The 24768-nt window shown below is 37.9% G+C and carries 19 protein-coding genes; 17 read left to right on the top strand and 2 right to left on the bottom strand.

Annotated features, from left to right (window positions below; translation table 11 throughout):
* The first annotated feature begins 5 nt into the window (after positions 1-5).
* The 9 genes from MW695_RS15715 to MW695_RS15675 all read left to right on the top strand — a co-directional run bounded on the left by MW695_RS15715 (position 6) and on the right by MW695_RS15675 (position 12367).
* Complete coding sequence (locus MW695_RS15715) at positions 6-1406, top strand: methyl-accepting chemotaxis protein (RefSeq protein ID WP_247106280.1); 1401 nt, start codon at positions 6-8, stop codon at positions 1404-1406.
* 17 nt (positions 1407-1423) lie between these two features.
* Positions 1424-1753, top strand: coding sequence for a methyl-accepting chemotaxis protein (locus MW695_RS15710; RefSeq protein ID WP_247106279.1), 330 nt, complete (start codon positions 1424-1426; stop codon positions 1751-1753).
* A gap of 363 nt (positions 1754-2116) precedes the next feature.
* Positions 2117-3679 (top strand): sugar ABC transporter ATP-binding protein, encoded by a 1563-nt coding sequence (locus MW695_RS15705; RefSeq protein ID WP_247106278.1) that lies wholly within the window; start codon positions 2117-2119, stop codon positions 3677-3679.
* A gap of 13 nt (positions 3680-3692) precedes the next feature.
* Positions 3693-4643 (top strand): ABC transporter permease, encoded by a 951-nt coding sequence (locus MW695_RS15700; RefSeq protein ID WP_247106277.1) that lies wholly within the window; start codon positions 3693-3695, stop codon positions 4641-4643.
* A gap of 54 nt (positions 4644-4697) precedes the next feature.
* A complete protein-coding gene (locus MW695_RS15695) occupies positions 4698-5933 on the top strand; it encodes a LacI family DNA-binding transcriptional regulator (protein WP_247106276.1) in 1236 nt (411 codons plus the stop codon).
* Positions 5934-6021: 88 nt separating this feature from the next.
* Entirely contained in the window at positions 6022-7017 is a 996-nt protein-coding gene (locus MW695_RS15690; protein WP_247106275.1) for an ABC transporter permease, read from the top strand.
* A gap of 24 nt (positions 7018-7041) precedes the next feature.
* Positions 7042-8760 (top strand): glycoside hydrolase family 3 protein, encoded by a 1719-nt coding sequence (locus tag MW695_RS15685; protein ID WP_247106274.1) that lies wholly within the window; start codon positions 7042-7044, stop codon positions 8758-8760.
* 13 nt (positions 8761-8773) lie between these two features.
* Positions 8774-9412, top strand: coding sequence for a beta-phosphoglucomutase (gene pgmB / locus MW695_RS15680; protein WP_247106273.1), 639 nt, complete (start codon positions 8774-8776; stop codon positions 9410-9412).
* Between the two features lie 51 nt (positions 9413-9463).
* A complete protein-coding gene (locus tag MW695_RS15675) occupies positions 9464-12367 on the top strand; it encodes an alpha-L-rhamnosidase (protein ID WP_247106272.1) in 2904 nt (967 codons plus the stop codon).
* Positions 12368-12698: 331 nt separating this feature from the next.
* On the opposite strand, the gene MW695_RS15670 is transcribed toward MW695_RS15675, so the two are convergent.
* Complete coding sequence (locus tag MW695_RS15670; protein ID WP_247106271.1) at positions 12699-13106, bottom strand: MerR family transcriptional regulator; 408 nt, start codon at positions 13104-13106, stop codon at positions 12699-12701.
* A 294-nt stretch (positions 13107-13400) separates the two neighbouring features.
* On the opposite strand from MW695_RS15670, the gene MW695_RS15665 reads away from it, so the two are divergent.
* From MW695_RS15665 to MW695_RS15630, 8 genes are all read left to right on the top strand, one after another.
* Entirely contained in the window at positions 13401-14441 is a 1041-nt protein-coding gene (locus MW695_RS15665) for an NAD(P)-dependent alcohol dehydrogenase (protein ID WP_247106270.1), read from the top strand.
* A gap of 591 nt (positions 14442-15032) precedes the next feature.
* Entirely contained in the window at positions 15033-15890 is an 858-nt protein-coding gene (gene licT, locus MW695_RS15660; RefSeq protein WP_247106269.1) for a BglG family transcription antiterminator LicT, read from the top strand.
* Between the two features lie 208 nt (positions 15891-16098).
* Positions 16099-18012 (top strand): beta-glucoside-specific PTS transporter subunit IIABC, encoded by a 1914-nt coding sequence (locus MW695_RS15655; protein ID WP_247106268.1) that lies wholly within the window; start codon positions 16099-16101, stop codon positions 18010-18012.
* Positions 18013-18116: 104 nt separating this feature from the next.
* Positions 18117-19559 (top strand): 6-phospho-beta-glucosidase, encoded by a 1443-nt coding sequence (ascB, locus tag MW695_RS15650; RefSeq protein ID WP_247106267.1) that lies wholly within the window; start codon positions 18117-18119, stop codon positions 19557-19559.
* A 16-nt stretch (positions 19560-19575) separates the two neighbouring features.
* On the top strand, positions 19576-20985 hold the full coding sequence (bglH, locus tag MW695_RS15645) for an aryl-phospho-beta-d-glucosidase (protein ID WP_247106266.1): 1410 nt from the start codon (positions 19576-19578) through the stop codon (positions 20983-20985).
* A 327-nt stretch (positions 20986-21312) separates the two neighbouring features.
* Positions 21313-22659, top strand: a complete 1347-nt coding sequence (locus MW695_RS15640) for a DUF6612 family protein (RefSeq protein WP_247106265.1) — start codon at positions 21313-21315, stop codon at positions 22657-22659.
* Positions 22660-23111: 452 nt separating this feature from the next.
* Complete coding sequence (locus tag MW695_RS15635; protein WP_247106264.1) at positions 23112-23480, top strand: nuclear transport factor 2 family protein; 369 nt, start codon at positions 23112-23114, stop codon at positions 23478-23480.
* A 1-nt stretch (position 23481) separates the two neighbouring features.
* A complete protein-coding gene (locus tag MW695_RS15630) occupies positions 23482-24072 on the top strand; it encodes a dihydrofolate reductase family protein (protein WP_247106263.1) in 591 nt (196 codons plus the stop codon).
* 82 nt (positions 24073-24154) lie between these two features.
* Here MW695_RS15630 and MW695_RS15625 read toward each other — a convergent pair whose 3' ends face one another.
* On the bottom strand, positions 24155-24745 hold the full coding sequence (locus MW695_RS15625; protein WP_247106262.1) for a TetR/AcrR family transcriptional regulator: 591 nt from the start codon (positions 24743-24745) through the stop codon (positions 24155-24157).
* Between the last annotated feature and the right edge of the window lie 23 nt (positions 24746-24768).

Raw genomic sequence — 24768 nt, 5'->3', positions numbered from 1 at the left:
TTGTAATGCTCAAAAATGATAGCGTTTTATTAAGGCTAAAATTTCAAAACTTGAAAATAGGGTGGAAATATGGCTTAGTAATGCTAGTTATTTTCTTTTTTTTAATTGTGTCAACGGCAATCGTCTCATTATACATTAACACCATCGGCGAGACAGTTAACGAATTAGAGCATAAAGGGGACACGGCCATTGAAATGACAGAACTCGGTTCATTATTTCGTGCCAAGTCGATTCAAGCAGTTAATTTTGCTGGGTTAAGGAATTCGGCTTATATCTCAGAAGTAGAGTTTACACAATTTCAAGAGGAATTTGATACGATTATTGAACGAGTTAAAGGGGATATCGTAACAGAAGAACAACAGGTGCTTTATGAGCAAGTAATCCATAATGATCAGCTTTTTAATACGTTATTCTTTGAAGAAATTTTAGAGTTAGTGAATTCAAACAATCAAGATGGTTTATATGATTTAGTGCAGAGAGCTAATGAAGTGAGAAGTGAGACTCTTCATGTACTCGATCAATTAATTGAGACCATTAATGAAGAACGTTCAATGGCAACCAACCATACTCATCAAATGATTATGGTTACATTTTTAGTATTAGTCATAGCGATGACAATCACTCTTATAATCGGTGGATTACTTGTCTTTTTCATAAGTCGACATCTATCTGGAAGGCTTCGTCAAGTTGTTATGTGTAGTGATCAAATTGCAACAGGAAATTTAAGTGGGGACTTCACTTCATATGAAAGCAAAGATGAAATTGGGATGTTATCTCGTTCTGTTTATTCAATGAGAGAGCGTTTGAGAGAGATGGTTATAGAAATGAATCACATGTCAACTAAGGTGGATAATCAAAGTACTGAGTTAACTCATTCTGCAGGTAATGTTTTGAACCATTCAAAGCAGTTAACAGATACGATGCAGGAATTGTCAGTTGGATCTGATGTGCAAGCAGACAAAGCGACTTCTATTTCTGTATTAATGGAACACTTTGTTGAAAATCTGGAAGAGTTGAACACCAAGGGCCAAGAAGCTATGGGCTCATCAAACACTGTTTTGGAGTTAACTTATCAAGGTGAAGGTGCGATGAAGGGATCTATTAGTCAAATGGATGAGATTCATAATATTGTAAAAGAAGCTGTCTTACGTATGAAAGGACTCGAGAAAGAAACGGAATCTATTTCGAAATTATTAGCAATTATTAACGAGATAAGTGAACAAACTCATCTGTTAGCTCTTAATGCAACGATTGAAGCGGCGCGTGCAGGTGAATATGGAAAAGGATTTGCAGTGGTTGCACAGGAAGTTAGGAAGTTAGCAGAACAGGTTGGTTTTTCATTAAATGATATTAGAAATGTCGTACAAAATATTCAATCAAATCACAAGCTGTTAGCCATTCTTTAGAAAAAGGATACGAAGAAGTGGAGAAAGGGAAGGAGCAAATGAATGGGACTGAAATGACATTTAAGCAAATGAAACAATCAATTGAAGGAGTAGGTGGTAATTTAGAAGGAATCACTAATTATTTAGTACATGTGATGAGTCATTCTACTGAGATTAATCATGCGCTTCAAGAAATTGCTGCAGTATCTGAAGAATCAGCAGCAACGATTGAAGAAAGTTCTGTAACAACGAAAAAGGCTAATGAAGCCATCTCAATTATTACAAATAACGCGCAAGATTTGAAAGGGTTATCAACTAAGCTTCATGAACTTGTCTTACAGTTTCAAATAACAAAAGAAAAGAAATAGGTTTTAAATCAGGTTAGAGAAGGTACTTATTATGGCAAGTTAAGCCTAAATAAGTACCTTTATTTCATTTAGTGAAAAGCCGTAGCACGTTTCATCAAGGAGGCTGTAAGTAGAGTAACGGATGGCGTCGGTTTCGTACGTTACACGTTGATTTGAAAGAAGAGCACGTTCAGATCAACTCCCCATGCAACGAGTGAAGCCATTGCTAATCAAATGAAAGGTACTGAAAAAGTCGATTTGTCCTTTTTCAGTGGCTTAGAATATACACTTTTTTAATGTCGTTTAAAACATGGGCTTAAAAAGAAAGCTGATTCATTAAAAATCCGTATCATTCTACGTAAGGATCGTTCTAGGAGTGAAAGATTGAAAGGGTTATCATTTTATGTAGAAATGAAACATCGTGATGAGGGAAAGGGGAAAAAAATGAAAGCGGAACCCATATTACGAGCAGAAAAAATCACCAAAAAGTTTGGTGCAACAGTAGCCTTAAATCAAGTAGATATGGACTTATATCGTGGGGAAATTAGAGGATTAATTGGCGAGAACGGTTCTGGAAAGTCAACGTTATCATCAATTATTTCAGGTATTCAACGTGATTTTAAAGGGGGTCTGACCTTTAAAAATAAGCCGTATGAACCGATTAGTATGGTTGATTCGTTAAGAGAAGGTATTGGAATTATTGTTCAAGAGAATGGAACGGTTGGTGGCGTAACAGTAGCAGAGAATATCTTTTTAGGGGAAATCAATCAATTTAAGAAGTTAGGGTTTGTAAATAAGACGCGATTATATGAGAAAGCGCAGGAGGCATTGGATAAGGTCGGAATTGATCATATCGTACCTAATCAAATGATGATTTCCTTAGATATGCAAGATCGAAAGCTCGTTGAGATCGCAAAGGTGATGTATAAAGACCCAGAGGTACTGATTGTTGATGAAACAACGACGGCTCTTTCTTACCATGGACGGGAAATTTTGTACAAGATTATGTCTGATCAAAAGGACAGGGACAAATCAGTTATCCTAATCTCGCATGATTTAGATGAAATGATGGAGAAATGTGATGCTTTAACAGTATTAAGAGATGGTAACTTCATAAAAAATGTGATGAAAAGTGAATTTGATGAAGATTTCATTAAGAAGCTTTTAGTCGGCAGGGAATTAAAGGGGAGTTATTACCGAGAAGATTTTGATTGTACGAGAGATGACAAAGTCGTCTTAAAAGTGAAAGGGTTATCAAAATCAGATACTTTGAAGGATATTAGCTTTGACCTTCATCAAGGAGAGATAGTAGGAATTGGAGGCTTGTCTCATTGTGGGATGCATACATTAGGGAAATGCTTATTTGGTTTTGAGCGTGCTGAAAGCGGTACCGTTCAAGTGAATAATCAGATAGAAGTGACTTCAGAGCGTATAGCGATGCGTGAAAGAATGGGATATGTTTCAAAAGACCGTGATGTGGAAGCGTTATCGCTAAATAGTAGCATTCGAGATAATATTGCGATTGCCCATTTAGATCAGTTAAAGAAACATAAATTGTTTTTGTTTAATAAAGATGAAAAAAAATATGTTCAGGAGCAGATTGACCAACTTAATATTAAATGTCGATCGATGAATCAAGCGGTTGGAGATCTTTCAGGTGGAAACAAGCAAAAGGTTGTGTTTAGTAAATGGGTTGGAAGAGGCTCAAGTATCCTGATCCTAGATTGTCCAACGAGAGGAGTTGATGTTGGTGTTAAACAAGCGATGTATCAACTCATTATTAAGCTTAAGAAAGAAGGGAAATCATTTGTTCTTATTTCGGAAGAGATGGGAGAATTAATTGGCTTGGCAGATCGAATCTTAGTTATGAAAGATGGCGCTATAAAAAAAGAATTTTATCGAAGTGAAGAGCTCTCAGAAGCGGATATTATTCATTATATGATTTAAATCGGAGGAGAACATGGTTGCAAAAGTATTTAGTAACATAAAACATTTAACAAGGTTTTCATCCTTATTTGGGCTCATTACGCTAGCTATTATTTATTTTGTACAAATGGGTTCGAATGTATCACTTTATAGTTTAGGCATTATCGTCGAACAAGCGATTATTATCGCAATAGTTGCGACAGGGGCTATCTTTATCTTTTCGTTTGGTCAATTTGATATCTCACTAGGAGCAGCAACTGCTGTTAGTGCGATGGTTGGAGTTCTCGCATATAACCAAACAGAATCTCTTGTCATGATGTTGCTTGCGAGTATTTTAGTAGGTTTAGCGATTGGAAGTGTTCAATCTTTACTAGCTGTTGTTTTGAACTTACCTGTCTTTGTTCTAACTGTTGCAATGTTAAGTATTTTAACGTCTTTGGTTCTCGTTATACTTGGCGGACAATCAAACATCAGTGTGCCAGCTGATGCAGTCGCACCCGTAGATAATCTTTTCTTTAAAATTGCAATTTTAGTAGGGTACTTACTTTTTTGTATTGTGATTTTCAATTACACATCTATTGGACGAGAAAGTAAATTTTTAGGGGAAAACCCGGTAGCTGCTAAACAATCTGGAGTGTCACAAAAGAAAATTACGATTATTGCTTTCTTAATTGTTGGACTAGGAGTAGGACTTGCTGCTTTCCTGACGGTTGTTAGAGCACCTATATTAGGACAAACGACAGCGGCTTCCTTAGGGCTAGATGTTCTCGTTGCTATCGTATTTGGTGGTATGGCACTTTCAGGAGGGGTAAGATCGAAAATAACAGCAGCATTAGTTGGTGCGTTTTCGATTGTGCTGTTAAACCAAGTGTTACTATCATTTGGGCTTACGTCAGGTGTCAATCAAATTGCAAAAGGAATCTTATTTTTAATAGTGGTCTTTTTAGCCGGGATTAGTTATCGAAAAAAGCTACTTCCGCGGTAATTATCGTTATAGAAGCAATAAGCTTTTATATAAAAAAATTTAGGGGGATGCATGATGGAAATGTGGAAACGATCAATGTTGTTAGTAGGGCTTTGTATGGTATTCATTCTCGCTGCATGTGGTGGAGAGTCGACTGTAGAGGATAGTTCTGACCCAGAGCAAACAGAAGAAGATACAGATATGGACAGTCATACAGATGAAGATGAAGCCATTCGTATAGGTGTTCAAATTTATGATGCCACCGATTCAGAAGTAGTAGCTTTCAAACGTTATTACGAAGATTACATCGAAGACCATTATAATGTAGAATTTCTGTTTTCTGAGTCAATTAATACAGCTGAAGAAGAAGTAACATCTACAGAGAATTTCATTAATCAAGGTGTCGATGCGATTATTTCATTCTCTGATCAAGATCGAATGGCTGTTATTCGTAGAACAGAAGATGCAGGCGTGCATTATGCAATTGCTGCAGGGACGTTATCAGATGAGCAATATGATCAAGTAAAAGATAATGAGTATTTTGTTGGTTCAATTGGTCCTTCATTAGAACAAGAGGAGCAGATTGGATATGATATGGCCAAACATTATTTAGATGAGGGTTATACAAACTTTTTATTATACGCAGGTGGATATCCATATGTAGATATGCATCAAATGCGGACATCTGGTATGATCCGTGCGTTTGAAGAGGCGGGTGTAGCGTATACACCAAGAGAAGATGGACAATTTGGTGAATTTTCAGGAGATGGATTTACGATTAATACCATTGCGGGATTTCCAGATGACTCAGGTGCTTTCTTTGGAACAGCTGGTGAAAGAGTAAGTGAAACAGGATTAGAAGTTGTATTAACAGCAGCCTTAGGATTAGAGTTCTTCGGTACGCCAATAGCCCAATCTGGATCTGATATTCAATTAGCAACAGTTTCATCTTTTACAGAGGCTTATAAAGGTGGATTTGAAGCAGGGCAAGTTGATTATCTTGCAGGGAAATTTGCATCTTCGATTGGTCCGATTTTTGCGGCTGTTTACAATGCCGTTAATGGGGATGAGGATGTGGCTCGTCAAGAAGGGGGAGCTTTCAGGCTCGATCAAGGATACTGGGTTGCAACTACTCAAGATGAATTTAATGAAATGTATACTTTATCAAATAGTATAGAAGAACCTGCATATACAGATGAATTACTGAACACGGTGATTAAGCGTTTTAACGAAGAAACAACCTATCAACAATTTGCAGACTTGGTAGAGAGTTATGAATTCTCTTCTATACAAGAAATGCTTGGTGAATAACGATTTGAATTCTTTCTAGCTGAGAGTCTAGTGAAGTTCGTTCTTTACTAGATTCTCACACATTATGAAAGAAGAACAGAGGTGTATGATGAATAAGAAATGGATAGATATGATTAAACGAATGTCGATTATTATTGCACTGCCCTTAGGAATGTTTCTTATTCTTTCTTTCTTAACGTCTTTACAAGGGGTTCAATTGTTTAATAATGCTGGACATGTTCAGACATTTGTTCGTTCAACGGCGATTATCGCTTTCACAGCGTGGGCACTTGCATTAAATCTAAATTCAGGACGTTTTGATTTCTCATTAGGGTCAATGGCACTCTTGTCATCAATCGTTGGAACACAGTTAACCATTATGTTTGATTTACCAGCTGTTTTTCTCATTATTTTAACAGTTCTAATTGGTGGTTTATTAGGTTTCATCTCAGGTATGATTTATATCATTCTGAAATTGCCACCAATTATCACTTCGGTGGGTGTGATGCTTTTGTATGAAGCGTTAAGTTTCATTGTTACAAGAGGAGAAGGTTTGTTAATTTCAACTCAGTTTCAATTATTAACGTTACCCACTACGAGAAATCTTCTAATCATTTTAATTGTTGGATTTTTATTTATGTATATTCTCATGAATTACACACGATTTGATTATAACCATAAAGCCTTACAGCATGGTCAAGAAATCGCTGTAAAAACTGGTATACAGGAAAAACGAAATGCCGTTGCAACTTATGCAATCACAGGAATGTTGATGGGGGTTGTGGGGTTTATTAACATATCAGCTCAAGGGTTTGCATCGGTGGCGTTGAATTTCTCCTCAATTTCAGCAATGTTTATTGCTTTTCTTCCGTTATTCATTGGTGGATATATAGGGCGTTATAGTGAAGAGAGATTTGGTATTTTGATTGGAGCCGTTACGATGGGGATTGTTACGCTAGGGTTTGTTCGATTAGATGTAGCTTACTATAATCAAGAATTTATTAATGCTATTTTACTCGTATTATTCCTAGCGTATTTAAACAATGAAGGAAAATTAAGTAGTTTATTTAAATATAATCGGAAAACAACGTTAAACACAAGATAATATGTGACATATAGGGTGGTTACTATGATTAACAAAGAGCAGTTATCCCAAAAGCCTTTCTATTTATCAGAAAGTGATATGAAATGGGTTGAAAAGACATTAGAGTCTATGACGTTAGATGAAAAGATAAGCCAGTTATTTTGTTTAATTGCTTATTCAAGTGATGAAGAATATTTAAAATATTTATCACGCCATTTGAAAGTTGGTGGTGTGATGTGCAGGACAATGTCAAAAGAAGAAGTCATTTCGACTGTTTCTGGACTACAAGCCAATTCGAAGATCCCGATGCTTATTGCAGCTAATTTGGAGGCTGGAGGTAATGGAGTTTGCACAGATGGAACAAGATTAGGGAGTCAGTTACAAGTTGCTGCGACCGATAATGTTGAGATGGCAACGAGGCTTGGTGAAGTATGTGGAAATGAAGGGAGTGCTCTTGGAATTAATTGGGCGTTTTCTCCTATTATCGATATTGACTTTAATTTCAGAAATCCAATTACAAACACGCGTACGTTCGGTTCGGATCCAGAAAAAGTGTCAAAGATGGGAAAAGCGTATGTTGAAGCGATACAGGGAAAAGGAGTAGCAGCTTCGATTAAGCATTTTCCTGGTGATGGAGTAGACGAACGTGATCAGCACCTTGTTAGCTCAGTAAATGATTTAAGTTGTGAGCAATGGGATTTGACTTTTGGTCATGCGTATCAAGAAGCGATTGATGCTGGTGCCAAAACAGTGATGGTTGGTCATATTTTACAACCTGCATATAGCCGATTTTTTAATAAGGACCTTTCAGATGAAGACATATTACCTGCAAGCTTAAGCTATGAATTAGTCACGAACCTTTTGAAAGAAAAGCTTGGGTTCAATGGACTTGTCATTACAGATTCTACGACAATGGCTGGGATGCTCATTCCGTTAAGTAGAAAACAAGCTGTCCCACAGGCGGTCGCCGCAGGCTGTGATATGTTTTTATTTACGAAGAATATTGAAGAAGATTTCAGTTATATGAAGGAAGGCTATGAAACTGGGATTATTTCTAAAGAACGCCTACATGAGGCCGTTACAAAAATTCTCGCATTGAAAGCTTCATTGAAATTGCATAAAAAATTAGATGCAAACGAGTTAATTCCTAAGAAAGAGGAAGTTAACCGTGTACTTAGGTGCAACGAACATCTTCAATGGGAAAAGGAATGTGCAGACAAGGCCATTACTCTAGTCAAAGAAGAGAAAGGTGTCCTACCAATTAATCAGCAAAGGTATAAAAAAGTTCTTGTCTATGGAATTGAGACGGAATTAGGGACGATGGGTTTTGGAGCGAATGAGGGAGCTGTGAATCATTTTATTGATCATCTTAAAGATAGAGGGTACGAGGTTGATAAATTCAAACCGAAACCAGGCTTTGAAGGAATGCTACAACCCTATCATGATATTGTCGATAAGTATGATTTAATTATTTATGTTGCGAATATGGCAACAAAGAGTAATCAAACGATTATTAGAATTGAATGGGATGAACCAATGGGTGTCAATGTACCGATTTATATGAATGATACTCCGACGATTTTCATTTCATTAGAAAATCCATATCACTTGTTAGATGTACCTAGAGTTCGAACGTATATCAATACGTATGGCTCATCAGAGGTTGTTCTCGCTAGTTTAATCAATAAATTAGAAGGTTTAAGCTCATTTGAAGGTATAAATCCAGTTGATCCGTTCTGTGGTAAATGGGATACGAGGTTATAGGGGGGAGAGAACGATGCCAAAAGTTAAAGCTGTTATATTTGATTTAGATGGTGTACTTATTTCCACGGATCATTATCATTATGAGGCTTGGAAAAAAGTAACAAACAATCTCAATATTGCATTTGATGAACAGGTTAATCATCGTTTACGTGGTGTATCGAGATTAGAAAGTTTAAACATAATATTAGAACAAGAAGATGTTCAGCTTTCGGAATCTGAAAAGCAATTATTAGCCGAGGAGAAGAACCGATATTATGTGCAATCATTACAAAAGTTAAATAAAGAAATCGTAGATCAACGTGTGATCGTAACATTAACGAAATTGAAAGAAAGAGGATTTAAATTAGCAATTGGCTCTTCTAGTAAAAATGCTCAGTATATTTTAGATCGTTTGAAATTAACATCTTTTTTTGATGCCATTTCAGATGGTAATAATATCACTCAATCAAAACCAAATCCAGAAGTGTTTCTAAAAGCGGCTGAGTACATTGTAGAAGACCCAGGAAATTGTATAGTGATTGAAGACGCTCTTACTGGAGTTAGAGCAGCGAAATCAGCGGGAATGGCTTGTGTAGCTATTGGACATGCTGCTTTGACAGATGAAGCCGATTATCAAATTGAAACAATTGATGAGATTTTAGACATCATTTAATTATAGTGTAATGAATTGAAGAAATGATTGACTGAAGAAAGGTGTGCAAAAATGCATATTACAAAGATGAGAGTGAATCATATCGATGAACCTTTAGGTTATGATCTAAGTCCGTTAAGACTTTCTTGGGTAACAGAAGAGACGATGGGGGAATCGAATTATCAAAAGAATGCTCAAGTAGAAATTGCTTTAGATCTGTCGTTTGATGAAGTGGTTTACGATAGTGGCATACGCAATGACATTAGTAGTTTAGGGTATACTCCAGATCTCTCATTAATGCCACGTACACGTTACTTCTGGCGTGTGACAGTTTGGGGTAACAAAGAAGGTCACATCACGAGTGCTGTAAAATGGTTTGAAACCGGAAAACTAGATGAAGAGTGGCGAGCGAAATGGATTGCTCCTTCTCTTAACAGTGATACTCATCTGTTAATCCGTAAAGAATTTACCCTTTCAAAAAATGTGGAATCTGCAAGAATCTATATTTGTGGATTAGGCTTATATCATTTAGAGGTCAATGGTGAAAAGGTCGGGGATGAATATTTATCTCCTGGCTTCCATTCATATGACTATTGGTTGCAGTACCAGACATATGACATAACTAAACTCCTTCAGAGTGGGAACAACTCGATTGGTGTGTTATTAGGCGATGGTTGGTATAAAGGAAGGTTCGGTTTTGATGGTGGATATGAACAATTATATGGTGACCATTTCGCTCTTTTAGCTGAGTTATTTGTTACCCATTCTGACGGTACTGAAACGGTCATTCATTCAAATCAAGATTGGCAATGTAGGCCTTCCCCGATTCTGTTTAGTAATATATATGATGGTGAAACGTATGACGCTACAAAAGAAACCAAAGGATGGTCTTCCGTGTTAGTAGAAGCTCAATCTGATTGGAAGCTGATGAAGGAAATGGAGCCTGAAGTAGGAGAGCTAAGAGAACGTTTTAGTTTACCGATTCAAATCAAAGAAGAAAGAACACCGATTGAAATCATACATACTCCTGCCGGGGAAACCGTTCTTGATTTTGGTCAAAATATGACTGGATGGGTACGGTTTAAGGTCGATAAGCCACATGGTCATGAACTAAAGCTTGAATATGGCGAAATACTTCAAAATGGTTGCTTTTATCGTGAAAATTTACGAACAGCTAAGGCAGAGTATGTATACATTTCTAAAGGGGATGTACGTGAAGTACAACCGTATTTCACATACTATGGCTTCCGTTATGTCAAATTAACGGGATTTGGTGAAATGATTCAGCCTGAAGATTTTGTTGGTTGTGCTGTATATAGTGATATAGAGGAAATCGGTTCAATTGAAACATCCAATCGACTTGTCAATCAATTGTTTAAAAATGCAAAATGGGGACAAAAAGGCAATTTTTTAGATATACCAACTGATTGTCCGCAACGTGATGAACGTATGGGTTGGACAGGGGATGCGCAAATATTTAGTTCTACCGCGTGCTTTAATATGTATTCACCTGCTTTCTTTACAAAATATTTAATAGATATTGAAGAAGAACAAAAAAGGTTAGGAGGCTCAGTTCCTTTCATAGTACCGATGATCAAGCCAGAAAATGATCCAGGGTTTGTCACTGGAAGTGGTTCTTCTGCTTGGGGAGATGCGGCAACAATTATTCCGTGGACCGTCTATCTTCATTATGGTGACAAAGAGCTATTAAAAAGACAATTTCCAATGATGAAAGCGTGGGTTGACTTTATCAAAAAGGAGGATGAAGGAACAGGTTCCACAAGATTATGGAGAAAAGGATTTCATTTTGGTGATTGGTTAGCATTAGATGGTCCGGAGCCAGATGGAGTGATGGGAGGGACGGATCCTTTCTACATTGCTTCAGCTTATTATAGTTATTCCGCGTCAATAGTCTCTAAGGCGGCCGCTGTATTAGGTGAAGTAGAGCTGGAAAAAGAATATGAACAATTGTCCAATGAAGTGAAGGAAGCGATTGTCAATGAATATTTCACACCTAATGCTCGTAGTGCTCTTCAAACTCAAACGGCGATGATTGTTGCTTTATATATGGATCTTGTTCCTACTGACTATCGAGAGCGAATTATACATGATTTAAAACATAAATTAGGTCAGGATCAAATGCATCTGAATACAGGATTTGTTGGTACACCATATAGCTGCTTAACATTATCGGGAAATGGTGCTTCAGATTATGCTTATACATTACTCTTAAATGAAGATTATCCAAGCTGGTTATATGCGGTGAAGCTAGGGGCAACAACGATCTGGGAACGATGGAATTCCGTGTTATCAGATGGCCAGATTAGTGGTACAGGGATGAATTCCTTAAATCATTATGCGTATGGGTCGATCGTTGATTGGATGTATCGTTATATGTGCGGGATTAACCCAGTAGAAACGGAACCTGGATTTCGTAAAATTGTATTTACTCCTAAGCCTGATGCTAGACTTTCATATGCAAAGGCCAAGCTAGCTTCAGCTTCTGGCTTCATTGAAAGTGGTTGGGAAATGCTTAAAGGCGATCAAATGAAATTCACTTGTACTGTTCCATTTGATTGTTCAGCTACAGTTATTTTGCCATTTCAAAAGGGTGAGATCAAAAGAGTAATTGGCAAAGCGTTAACGAAGGAATCGGCCTCTCTAGTTGCCTTTGATGATCATGTAATGATAGAAGGTTTAGAAATGGGGACATATGAGATGATTGTCTGTGCTCGTCGCTTAATCTACCCTTATCATACGAATTGTAAGCTAAGGGAATTGCTTGATAATGATGAGACTCAACAGCTAGTTTTTTCTATATTTCCTGAATTTGAGCACAATCCACTTATTCATCAATATAGAGAGAATGCTTTTTCAGATTTGAAAGAACTTCCTATCACTGCAGCACATGTTAATAAAGAAAGGCTGAAGAATTTAGATGAGAGATTAAAGTTTGTTCGGATTAAGAGTGAGTGAGGATTTTTTATTTGAATTGAGGGTGCGCACTTTACGTAATAAAGACGCACTCTTTTTTTGTGTGAGAAATTCCTTTCAGCTTCTTTGCTGGTACCCCACCAACAATTATTTAATTCATCTAGAAAATGATTTGTATTCATAACAAAACCCCTTTCAAAAGTTAATTAACTTCATGTCGTTATGGTTCCCCCCATGCCTCTATTTCGGCTTATATGGCTCCGTCATTACATGTTTTTCTGAAAAAATCTCATTTTCAGAAAAACTGAAAACCGCTGTAATAGCTCCACGCTCCTTTAAAGAAAAGACGCTATCGCGATTTTCTTATGTCCTGTTAATTAGTAGTAGGAATCTCTATTTTATGAATATCTTCCGTACCAGCGTCTAGAGCACTTTTGTAATATGAACATTTATGCTCGATGAGTTTCATCGTTTCTGCTAGCTCTTTCATTTGTGCTTCTACAATTGCTTTCCGTTCTAAAAACATATCATACCTTTTCTGTAAGGTGGAATCACCTGTAGAACACCAATCAATAAAATGTTTAATCTCCTTAATTGGCATTCCGGTGGATTTTAAACATTCAATGATCTTTAATGCGCTTATATCTGAATCCTTAAATAACCGTGCCCCGCTTGCTGTTCGTTCTACAAAAGGCAGAAGCCCTTCTTTGTCATAGTAGCGTAAAGTATATACGGTAAGGTTTAATTCTTTTGAGACTTCGCTAATAGAATATGTTATCATCATTTGGCTCCTATTCTTAACAGTTTCTATCTTAAGTTAACTCTATATATTAAAAGGGATTCTACTAGCTTGCCAGTTCCATGTCAAAGAAATTCTAGAAAGGCGATGAAGTTTGAGGACTATCATGAAAAAATACAAATGAATTACTTGACCTAGAGTTAACTATAGGGATTATCGTTTTTGTCAAGAGCAAAATTGCGATAGAGATGAATGGAGTTTTTTAACAATAGCTTTTCATTTCTTTGCTACTTAATTGAACTCTTTTGCTCATAAAATATTATTGGAGGGATTCATATGATAACGGCTAAAGCACGCGCGATTGATGGACCTGATAAACCATTTCGCTTTGCAGAAATTAAACGACGAGAGCTTGATTCTGACGATGTTCTAATTGAAATTAAGTATGCAGGTATTTGTCATTCTGACATTCATACTGCTCACGGCGATTGGGGACCAGTAAACTACCCTCTTGTGCCGGGACATGAGATTTCAGGAATTGTTACGGCTGTAGGCCCTGATGTTACAAAGTATGAAATAGGAGACCGTGTTGGAGTCGGTTGTATGGTTGACTCATGCGGAGAATGTGAGAACTGCCGTAAAGGAGAGGAACAATATTGCTTAAAAGGAAATATCCCTACTTATGCCGGTGTTGACAAATATGGTGAGCCTACTCAAGGTGGTTATTCTACTCACATTGTCGTAACAGAGGGTTTTGTAGTTAGAATCCCAGATAATATTGGACTTGATGTTGCAGCTCCCTTACTTTGTGCGGGTATTACAACTTATTCGCCTTTAAATCATTGGAATGCTGGTCCAGGTAAAAAAGTAGCAGTTGTTGGTATGGGAGGACTTGGTCATATAGCCGTCATGATCGCACACGCCATGGGTGCCGAGGTTACGGTTCTGTCCCAAACATTAAATAAAAAAGATGATGGACGACAGTTTGGGGCTGATCATTATTATGCTACTAGTGATCCGAAGACATTTGAGAAGCTCGCTGGTACTTTTGATTTAATCATTAATACGGTAAGCGCGAAAATTGATATTAATGTCTATTTCTCTTTGCTCGTGTTAGATGGAACACTAGTGAATGTTGGGGCACCTGCAGATCATTTGTCAGTAAATGTGTTTTCACTTATTGGTCACCGACGTTCATTTGCAGGTTCGATGATTGGAGGGATCAGAGAAACACAGGAGATGTTAAATTTCTGTTCTGAACATACCATTGTTCCTAAAATTGAAGTGATCTCGGCTGATCAAATTGATGAAGCTTACGAAAGAGTGTTAGCTTCAGATGTGAAATACCGATTTGTCATCGACACTAGCACTATTTAAATCTGGTATTCCATCCCAAAATGTAGATGGAATAACTAGTCTTTATAGCTTTGTAGGTTTTTTGAGGGCACAAAAAAGTTTGAAACCAAACTTTTTATGTGCTCTCGACAAATCGACTATTTCAGTGACTTTCATTTGAGTAGCAACGGCTTCATTCGTTGTTTGATGATCGCCATGTAAATCGCTTCCAACGTAATCTTGCCCAACCTCCCCCCTGAACTAATTAGTCCATTCTTTTTTGTCTGTTTGAATTCGTATCATTCCACAGTTCCTATCATGACTTTCCTCCCACTCCATCTTGACAACGATCAACTAACTATGTTAAAAATAAAATAAGATCAATAAAGAAAACGATTACATTTATACGAATGACATAAGGATTGTTACTGCTCGGCAGGCAAAACCTAAGTTTGCATAGAGATCCTAGTGGATTTCTGTATACAAATTTAGGTTTTTTTAATACCCTAACGTCAACTCGAGTGAATAAACGACGGTCGTGCGTTTATAATGAAATGGAGTGGTTGCGATTAAGTAGAGGATATGATGATTGTAATGCGTACAGAATGATAAAGGGCAAGGGGGGGAACATCGTTGGAAATTAAAAAGGTACTTAATAATAATGTTGTTGTCGCGAATAATGAACACAATCAAGAGCTTGTTATTATGGGGAAAGGTCTTGCGTTTCAGAAGAAAGTGGGACAACCAGTTGAGACAGAAAAAATAGAAAAGACCTTTATATTGGAAAGTCTAGGAATATCAGAGAAGCTCGCGACGTTGCTTCGTGATACATCTGAAGTATATTTAAATATTTCTTCCAAAATTTTAGACTATGCGAAATCACAGCTCCCGTACAAATTAGATGACTATTTGTATGTTGCCTTAACCGATCATATTAGCTTCGCCATTAGTCGTCATGAACAAGGAATTGAACTAAAAAACGCCCTCTTATGGGAAATTCGTAAATATTATAAGCTTGAATATGAGGTAGCGCAGCATGCCCTTCATATTATTGAGGAAGAAGTGGGTGTAAAGCTGACCGCTGATGAGGCCGCATCCATTGCGTTGCATTTAGTAAATAGCCAAATTTCTGGTGAAAACATGGACATGGCTGTTCAAGTGACAGAAATGGTCAATAATGTCTTAAATATTGTTAAATATCATTTCAAAATGGAGCTGGATGAATCGACGATTAACTTTGAACGTTTTCTCACTCACCTTCGTTTCTTCGCGATGAGGTTTATTCGGAAGGAGCGAGTAGAGGATACTGGAGATCATTTCTTATATGATCAATTAAATCGGAAATATCCTGAAGCTTTTCAATGTAGTAAAAAGATTAAAACGTATTTAGAGAAAAGCTATAGCTGGTCGATTTCTAAAGATGAACAAACGTATTTGACGGTGCATATTCATCGCGTGACGAAGCGGCATGAATACCAGCAGTCAGAATAAAATCGAAAAACATAAATTTTTGTCGAAGGAAGCGTTGACAAACTATTTCTCTTGAATTATAATAAAATGACAAAGTTAACAAATAATACCTAAGGAATGTTACCTTAAGTGGGCATAACCTGGTCTAGTTTAAGCACATCGTATAAATGTGTTTAAGTTGGCCAGGTTTTTTCTTTGCTCTAATTTACAAATAATGGGAGGTATAAGAATGAAGTATGAACAATTAGCTAAAGACATTATAGAAAAAGTCGGTGGCAAAGAAAATGTGAAAAGTGTTGTCCATTGTATTACACGTCTTCGCTTTAAGCTGAAAGATGAAAGCAAAGCTGATACCGAAGCTTTAAAAAATATGGATGGTGTTGTCACCGTTATGAAGAGTGGAGGACAGTACCAAGTCGTTATCGGCAACCACGTGCCTGATGTTTACAAAGCGGTTACCGAAGTGGGTGGATTCGCAAGTCAAACACAACAGGAAGAGGATGCTGAGGACGAAAAGGCTGGAAGTTTATTTAATCGTTTTATAGATATTATCGCTAGTATATTCACACCTGTGCTCGGTGTGTTAGCAGCAACAGGTATGATAAAAGGTTTTAATGCGCTTTTCTTAGCGACAGGCCTATTAACGGAAGAACAAGGAACATATATTATTTTAGATATTATTGGTGATTCATTATTCTATTTCTTCCCGGTGTTCTTAGGTTACACAGCTATTAAGAAGTTTGGAGGGTCTCCATTCATCGGGATTGCGATAGGAGCATCACTCGTTTATCCAGCGATTGAAGGTATTTTAGCAAGTGAACCACAATATGTATTATTTGCTGGTACAGTGTTCGAATCGCCTGTACACATTACATTCTTAGGTATTCCTGTTATTCTAATGAGCTATGCGACATCGGTTATACCGATTATTTTAGCCGCTTACTTTGCATCAAAAGTTGAGAAGTTTTTGAGAAAGATCATTCCTGATGTAGTGAAGATGTTCTTAGTACCATTTTTTACTTTGCTTATTGTTGTTCCATTGACATTTATCATCATTGGACCGATTGCAACATGGGCAAGTCAGCTTTTAGGACAAGCAACGATTTTCATCTATGATTTAAGTCCTGTTATTGCTGGAATATTCATCGGGGGTCTATGGCAAGTAGTTGTTATATTTGGGTTACATTGGGGGCTTGTGCCGATTGCAATTAATAACTTAACGACAACAGGATCAGATCCAGTATTGGCGATGATGTTCGCAACGACGTTCGCTCAAATTGGAGCAGTGTTAGGGGTTTATTTAAAGACGACGAACCAAAATTTAAAAACATTAAGTATTCCAGCCTTTATTTCAGGGATCTTTGGCGTAACAGAGCCAGCGATTTACGGGGTGACGTTACCGAAGAAAAAGCCGTTTATCTTTAGCTGTATAGCTGCTGGTATTGGTGGCGCGATGATCGGTTTCTTTGGCGCTAGAGGATATATGATTGGTGGGTTAGGTATTTTCCAAATTCCTACTTTCATCGGTCCAAATGGCTTAGATATGACCGTTTGGGGACCTGTTCTTGCGGCTATTCTCGCATTTGTCTTATCACTTGTCGCAACGTACTTATTCGGTGGTGTGAACAAAGGCGAATCACCTATAGAAGAAGGTGATTCAGCTGATCAATCGCCTGAAGAAGTAACGATTGAAGCGGGTACAGTTCTTAGTCCGTTTACTGGGAAAGTGATTTCTTTAGCGGAAGTCGAGGATGAGGCATTTGCTACAGAGGCACTTGGAAAAGGTGTTGCAGTCGTACCGACGGAAGGGAAGCTTATTTCTCCAGTTTCAGGTACGGTATCGGCCTTATTCCCAACGAAGCATGCATTAGGCATCAAGGCTGATAATGGTGCTGAAATTCTGATTCATGTTGGAATGGATACGGTTCAATTGCAGGGTGAGCACTTTACAGCTCATGTGAAGCAAGGAGAGCGTGTTGAAGCAAGACAACTGTTAACGGAATTTGATATTGAAAAAATTAAGGCAGCAGGCTTCTCTATAGCCACACCTATTGTTATTACAAATCCGGACCAATTTGAATTGCTTACGACAGAGGAGGAAGAAGTGAAGCAAGGAGATCGTCTAATCGAATTGAAGAAATAATGATGGATGCTGTTCAAAAAGAGATATAATAAATCTTTTTGAACAGTCCACCTATATTAGATGTGTACTGAAAATAATAGCTCAATTAAATAAAGGAGTGAAGTATGTTGTCAACATTTCAATTTCCAGAAAATTTCTTATGGGGCGGTGCGATTGCTGCCAATCAAACTGAAGGTGCTTATTTAGAAGACGGAAAAGGGTTAACGTCCGTCGACCTGTTACCAACTGGTCAGAAGCGTTGGGACGTGATGCTAGGGAAGCTTGATCAACTAACACCGATAGAAGGTGAGTTCTACCCTTCGCATGAAGCAATTGATTTTTACCATCTCTACAAAGAAGATATCGCTCTCTTTGCAGAAATGGGATTTAAGTCATTACGTGTATCAATTGCGTGGTCGCGAATTTTTCCAAATGGAGATGATGAAACACCAAACGAGGCTGGTTTAGCTTTTTATGATGCGCTTTTTGATGAGCTGTTGAAGCATGGCATTGAACCAGTTGTAACGATTGCTCACTTTGATGTTCCTGTCCATTTAATTAAAAAATACGGAAGCTGGAGAAGTCGTCAGCTCGTTTCCTTTTTTGAAACGTATGCGAAAACAATATTTAAGCGTTATAAGGATAAAGTAACCTATTGGATGACCTTCAATGAGATTAACATGCTGCTTCATTTACCTTATGTTGGTGCGGGTCTTGTGTTTGAAGAAGGGGAGGATCAACAGCAGGTCAAATATCAAGCTGCACATCATCAATTAATAGCGAGTGCATTAGCGGTGAAGGCAGCATGGGAGATTAATCCGAAGTTTAAAGTCGGGTGTATGCTAGCAGCAGGAATGACTTATCCGTATACATGTAATCCAGATGATATCGCTGAAGCGATGAATGTCGATCGAGAATCGTTTTTCTTTATTGATGTACAAGCAAGAGGAGAATACCCAGGATATGCAAAGCGTTTCTTTAAAGAGAAGGGTTTGTCGATTGTGATGGAGCAAGGTGATGAAGAGCTGTTAAGGGAATATACCGTTGATTATATCGGCTTTAGCTATTATGCAAGTCGGGCAACGAGTACAGACCCGAAAGTGTTGGAAAATCAAACGAGTGGAAATGTCTTTGGTTCCGTATCTAACCCATATTTAGAGAAATCTGAATGGGGCTGGACGATTGACCCGAAAGGATTCCGTATTACGGCCAATCAATTGTATGACCGTTATCAGAAGCCGCTATTTGTCGTTGAAAATGGACTTGGTGCGATTGATAAAATAACGGAAACAGGTGAGATTCAAGACGATTATCGAATCGACTATTTACGTCAGCATATCGAGCAAATGGGTGAAGCGATTGAAGATGGGGTCGATATTATCGGTTATACGAGCTGGGGACCAATCGATATTGTGAGTGCATCAACGGGTGAGATGAAAAAGCGTTATGGCTATATTTATGTTGATAAGGATAATGAAGGGCAAGGAACGTTAAATCGTACACGAAAGAAAAGCTTCTATTGGTATAAGAAAGTCATTGAATCGAATGGACAGGATTTAGAACTATAAAAAAGGAGTGCTATTAATGAGTCAATTAGCTAAGTTTCCAGAGGGATTTTTATGGGGAGGAGCCGTTGCGGCTAATCAGTTAGAAGGAGCCTATCAAGAGGGTGGAAAAGGTCTCTCAACTGCAGATGTATCACCAAATGGGATTATGAGCCCTCCTGATTTTTCGATGAAGGATTTCAATTTGTATCATGAAGGTATTGACTTTTACCATACGTATAAGGAGGATATTGCTCTTTTCGCTGAATTAGGCTTTAAAGCATTCCGATTTTCGATTGCGTGGACGCGTATTTTTCCGAATGGGGATGAGCAAACACCTAATGAACAAGGATTGCAATTTTATGATAACGTCATAGAGGAATTATTAAAGTATAATATTGAACCGGTCATTACGATTTCACATTATGAAATGCCTGTCCAACTTGTGAAGGAATATGGTGGTTGGAAAAATAGAAAAGTTGTAGCGTTTTTTGAGCGATTTGCAAAGGTACTATTGAAACGTTATCATACGAAGGTCAAGTATTGGATGACATTTAATGAGATTAATGTGTTGCTACATGCGCCTTTTACAGGTGGAGGGTTACTGTTTGAAGACGGAAAGAAGGATGAACAAGCGATCTACCAAGCCGCACACCATCAATTTGTTGCAAGTGCGCTTGCGGTAAAGGCTGGTCATGAATTAAATGAAGAATTACAGATTGGTTGTATGATCGCTTCAATGGTAACGTACCCGTATTCATCAAAGCCTGAGGATATGTTTGCTGCGTTGTCACAGGATCGCAAGACGTTGTTCTTCTCCGATGTTCAAGCACGTGGTCATTATCCAGCTTATATGAAGAACTACTTCGAGGAAAATGGAATTGCGATTCAAATGGAGGATGGCGACCTAGATGTTTTGCAGCAGCATACTGTTGATTATATTGGCTTTAGCTATTATATGTCGTTTGTTGCGAGTACAGATCCTGAGCATGTGAAGGAACAAACGTCAGGCAATTTGCTTACTGGAATAAAAAATCCTTATTTGGAAGCATCTGAATGGGGCTGGCAAATTGACCCCGTCGGTTTACGTACCGTCTGTAATATGCTCTATGATCGTTATGAAAAGCCACTCTTTATTGTTGAAAATGGCTTAGGGGCAGTTGATACGATTGAAGCGGATGGCTCAATTCAGGATGATTACCGAATCGATTATTTACAAGCTCATATTCGTGAGATGAAAAAGGCAATTGGTGATGGTGTCGATCTCATTGGCTATACGTCATGGGGGCCGATTGACTTAGTAAGTGCGTCAACAGCTGAGCTGAAGAAGCGTTACGGCTATATTTACGTTGATCGTGATAGTGAAGGAAAGGGATCGAATAAACGTATTAAGAAGAAGAGCTTTGATTGGTACAAGCATGTCATTGCGACAAATGGTGAAGAGCTATAGAAGATTGTTAGCTAGCTTAAGGAGTTTCCTTGAGCTGGTTTTTTTGTGTGGCTCCTATTGAGTAACGGTGGCTTCAAATATTGAGCGCTTGACAATGGCAGGCTTTTTAATTTTGCAACGGTTACAGAGCAAGCTGAAGTCCACTGGTGTACATATTGGAGGATGAGTGTTTCTATACTACAAGGTTTATCTTATAGGTCATATTCTCTACATATCCTCATGTCCATACAGTTATTTAGTTCTGTTTTTTACTGTATTATACATTTAATAACTCGTTAAATGTTAATATTAGTAAGTTGATTTAATAGAGATAAGGAGTGAGGAGAAATGGGAAAAGTAATGTGGTTTTTGTTTAGTGTTTCAGTCTTGCTACTGGCAGCATGTTCAGATAATGCGAGTGTTGAGGACGTATTTGAATGGGGAATAGAGGCTCATGAGGCGGTTGAGTCCATGCAACTTGAAACGGAAGGGACAACAGAGTCGATTGATATTCAGTGGGTTGCTCAAATGGATTTGAATGAAGGTGTGTATTCGATAGTATATGACGAGTATTTAGAAGTTTATAAAGATAATGAATTAGTTATCGGGATGATCGATGAGGATGAGCTTGATGAAAATAGTATTGGCTTTCTAATTGAGAAGGTCATTAATGAGTATGAGTATGTGTTAAAACGATTTGATCATTATGTGGAAGATGTGAATGAAGCTTTTGAGCTTGAAGTAGAAGAAGAGCACTATGTGTTGACTTATATCGGTGACGATGAACAACAACAACACTTAGCTGATCAATTGGCGAATGATAGTATGGAGAATATTTTTGATGATATTGAGATAGTAGCAGTTGGCATTGAGCAGTTAGAGTTTACTCTTACGATTGATAAAGAAACAAATCTTGTGGATACGTTTGAACAACAAGTAAGTCTCGAAATTCAATTTGATAGCGAATGGCTTTTAGATGACCATTTGGTATTCGATGAGCATTTGACGACAACGTATACACAGTATAATGCAATCGATGAGATTGAAAGACCTGTGCAAGCAGAGTCGGCATCAGCTGGATTAGATGATGATGCTATGTCTGTGTCTGTTGATCTTTCGGAAGAAGAGGTTGAAGTAATTGAAGAAGAAGCAGCTACTTATGTTGATGCTTTAATTCAAGCTACGGTCTTTCAGAATGTTGATGGATTTGGAGAAACGGTTGCTGGCTCAAGGTCAGATGACAAAAAGCAGGCAGATGGTGAATTTCAGAGGGATTCCTTTGTTGAATTTTACCGTCAAAATACTAGAAGAAATATGGGAGATCTTGTACGTGATGAATTGATTGATGAGTTAGCTGATTCTTATATGAATGCACTGTCTCAGACGACTTATGAGGTGGTAGATTCGCAGTTGATGGATGAAGAGCAAATTATCGTTACATTATCGATTACAGGGTTATTCGATTCTCTTATTATGTATGAAATAGAACAAGATCTAACAGAGGCCATTGAACTGGGAGAAGAAGATGTTGATAACTGGTTGGAATACCAAGTGGAATTAATGATTGATGCTTACAATGGACCGTTTGTAGAAGCTGAAACAACAGAAGCAACTGTGCACGTTCTTCGTGAATCGGATGGAGCTTATCATGTGTTAATGCAAGATGAGTATTTGCTTGGTGGATTTGTACAGTGAGTTTACCAGTACCATGTATAACTCACACTGGTCTGGGAAATCTTGATATCTATCAAAAGCTAGAACGATTGAACGCCTACATGCCCTAGTCTCAAATGATCCAAACTACAAGTAAAGGATAAATGAAAATCACCATCCATCTGAAAGAATTTTATGATGGATGGTGATTTGAACTTTCTTACGATTTAGACGTAGGAAAAAGGTGCTATCTCGGCAAAAATGAAACTAAGGCGGTCGGATGGGGTGGTCGACTAGAGTAGGGATAGGGAAAGCTGAAATCAACTGGCGTAGCCAGTTAGTTCAGCGCCCGACTGTATAGCGTGCCCCTCATCCCGGTTACATCGTTTTTTTGAAGTATTTCAGGATTACAGTGATTGAGCAATATAAAAGTAATGACTTAGTGAAACAATTGTTATACTTAGATGAAGAAAAGAAAGGAGATGTGAAGAAAAATGAAGACACAACTTCAAGCATTTATTGAAACGTTTAATCAAGCTTTTGCGAATGTGGATTTAGACGTTATTGCAAGTAGTGTAACAGATGATGTCGTTTGGAAGATGGTTGGAGATCGAACCGTTACGGGGAAAGAAGAGATGATTCGTTTGTTGAAGGAAATGGATGACGGACAGTCCTATAAACTTACAATTGAACATGTCATTACACATGGGAAAACAGCTGCTGCTAATGGAAAAATGAAAACAATTAGTCCATCTGGAGAAGAGAGAATATATGAATTTTGCGATGTCTATCAGTTAAATAAACATAAAGATGGCAAGATTAAGACATTGACGTCTTACGTGATGGAAGCAGTAGGAAAGTAACATGATTAAGCGTAAAGTTATTTATTCTCAAATGGTCTCGCTTGATGGCTATATCGAAGGACCCCATCATGAAATCGATTGGGGAAAACCAGGCGAAGAATTGTTTCAACATTTCAATGAACAAGAAAAGGACTTTGATACACATCTTTATGGGCGAAAAACATATGAGAATATGAGAGATTATTGGTCAGAACGTGCCGAGGCTCGTGAAGCATCAAAAGACGAAGTGGAATTTGCACGTATGTGGAACAAGATAGAAAAAGTTGTTTTTTCAAACACGCTTGAGAAGGTAGAAGGAAATAGCATACTCGTAAACAATGATATTGAAGCTGTCATCAATCATCGAAAGGAACAATCTGGGAAGCATATGTCACTTGGCGGAGCAACCCTTGCTGAAACGTTTATTAAATTAGGGTTGATTGATGAATATCATCTTTATATCCACCCTATCTTACTAGGGGGAGGACGTCGCTTATTTCCTAGTTTGCAAACGAAAACAAACCTAGAGCTGATTGAATCAAAGGTGTTCGATCAGACGGTGGCGATGCTTCGGTATACTCCAATAATGAAGCATAAAAAAGAGGAAGGTTGAGTTAGAGGTCACTGAAAAAGTACAAATGAATTTTTTCAGCAGCCTCTTTGAGGTTCACCTTCCTCTTTTGAGGGAGTGCCAATCATGAATGTTGCTTAAATGTGTATATTGTTTCGGTAAGAACGTCCATTACATCTTTCAGCTTCGTTCTGTAATCAAACTGCTGAGCTAGCCAAAGGGCAGATTCATTCATCGCCCCAGATAGAATATGAGTAAGAGCTTCTATGGAGGTCGGTTTAAGGTGTCCGTTTTTTTGCATAGTGTGAAGCTGCTCATTTAGTAGCTTCATCGAATATGATGCATCCATTTGTCGCCATGTTTCCCAGCCAAGAACGGCTGGACCATCAATTAGGATGATCTGCCTATTTTCTTCATTTATGGCTGAAAGGATAAACGCTTGACATCCATTTAATAATTGCGCCCACACATCCGTGCTTCCTACGGCCTCAAGCTCAACATTTTTAGCCATTTCGCTTTGTATCCTTTCAAAAACGGTGAGAAACAGACTCTTTTTATTTGTAAAATGGTGATAGAGTGCTCCTCTTGTGACTCCTGCTTCCTTTACAAGCTCCTCAAGAGACGTTTTGTAAAATCCTTGCACTGCAAATTGTTTACGAGCCGTCTCGATTAGTGTTTCAATCGTTGCTTCTGCTTCGGCTTTTGTTTTCTTCATTGTATGGAGACTCCTTTTACATA

Source organism: Halalkalibacter sp. APA_J-10(15), assembly GCF_023017105.1.
GTDB lineage: Bacteria > Bacillota > Bacilli > Bacillales > Bacillaceae_D > Halalkalibacter.
Note: the sequence above shows the minus strand (reverse complement) of the source record. Positions and strands in the feature narration are given on the sequence as shown.

Bases quoted from the DNA above. Each gene is read 5' to 3' on its own strand.
- MW695_RS15715 (WP_247106280.1), top strand. From the start codon at position 6: ATGCTCAAAAATGATAGCGTTTTATTAAGGCTAAAATTTCAAAACTTG.
- MW695_RS15700 (WP_247106277.1), top strand. From the start codon at position 3,693: ATGGTTGCAAAAGTATTTAGTAACATAAAACATTTAACAAGGTTTTCA.
- MW695_RS15695 (WP_247106276.1), top strand. From the start codon at position 4,698: ATGGAAATGTGGAAACGATCAATGTTGTTAGTAGGGCTTTGTATGGTA.
- MW695_RS15690 (WP_247106275.1), top strand. From the start codon at position 6,022: ATGAATAAGAAATGGATAGATATGATTAAACGAATGTCGATTATTATT.
- MW695_RS15685 (WP_247106274.1), top strand. From the start codon at position 7,042: ATGATTAACAAAGAGCAGTTATCCCAAAAGCCTTTCTATTTATCAGAA.
- pgmB (WP_247106273.1), top strand. From the start codon at position 8,774: ATGCCAAAAGTTAAAGCTGTTATATTTGATTTAGATGGTGTACTTATT.
- MW695_RS15675 (WP_247106272.1), top strand. From the start codon at position 9,464: ATGCATATTACAAAGATGAGAGTGAATCATATCGATGAACCTTTAGGT.
- MW695_RS15670 (WP_247106271.1), bottom strand. From the start codon at position 13,106: ATGATAACATATTCTATTAGCGAAGTCTCAAAAGAATTAAACCTTACC.
- MW695_RS15665 (WP_247106270.1), top strand. From the start codon at position 13,401: ATGATAACGGCTAAAGCACGCGCGATTGATGGACCTGATAAACCATTT.
- MW695_RS15655 (WP_247106268.1), top strand. From the start codon at position 16,099: ATGAAGTATGAACAATTAGCTAAAGACATTATAGAAAAAGTCGGTGGC.
- ascB (WP_247106267.1), top strand. From the start codon at position 18,117: ATGTTGTCAACATTTCAATTTCCAGAAAATTTCTTATGGGGCGGTGCG.
- bglH (WP_247106266.1), top strand. From the start codon at position 19,576: ATGAGTCAATTAGCTAAGTTTCCAGAGGGATTTTTATGGGGAGGAGCC.
- MW695_RS15640 (WP_247106265.1), top strand. From the start codon at position 21,313: ATGGGAAAAGTAATGTGGTTTTTGTTTAGTGTTTCAGTCTTGCTACTG.
- MW695_RS15635 (WP_247106264.1), top strand. From the start codon at position 23,112: ATGAAGACACAACTTCAAGCATTTATTGAAACGTTTAATCAAGCTTTT.
- MW695_RS15630 (WP_247106263.1), top strand. From the start codon at position 23,482: ATGATTAAGCGTAAAGTTATTTATTCTCAAATGGTCTCGCTTGATGGC.
- MW695_RS15625 (WP_247106262.1), bottom strand. From the start codon at position 24,745: ATGAAGAAAACAAAAGCCGAAGCAGAAGCAACGATTGAAACACTAATC.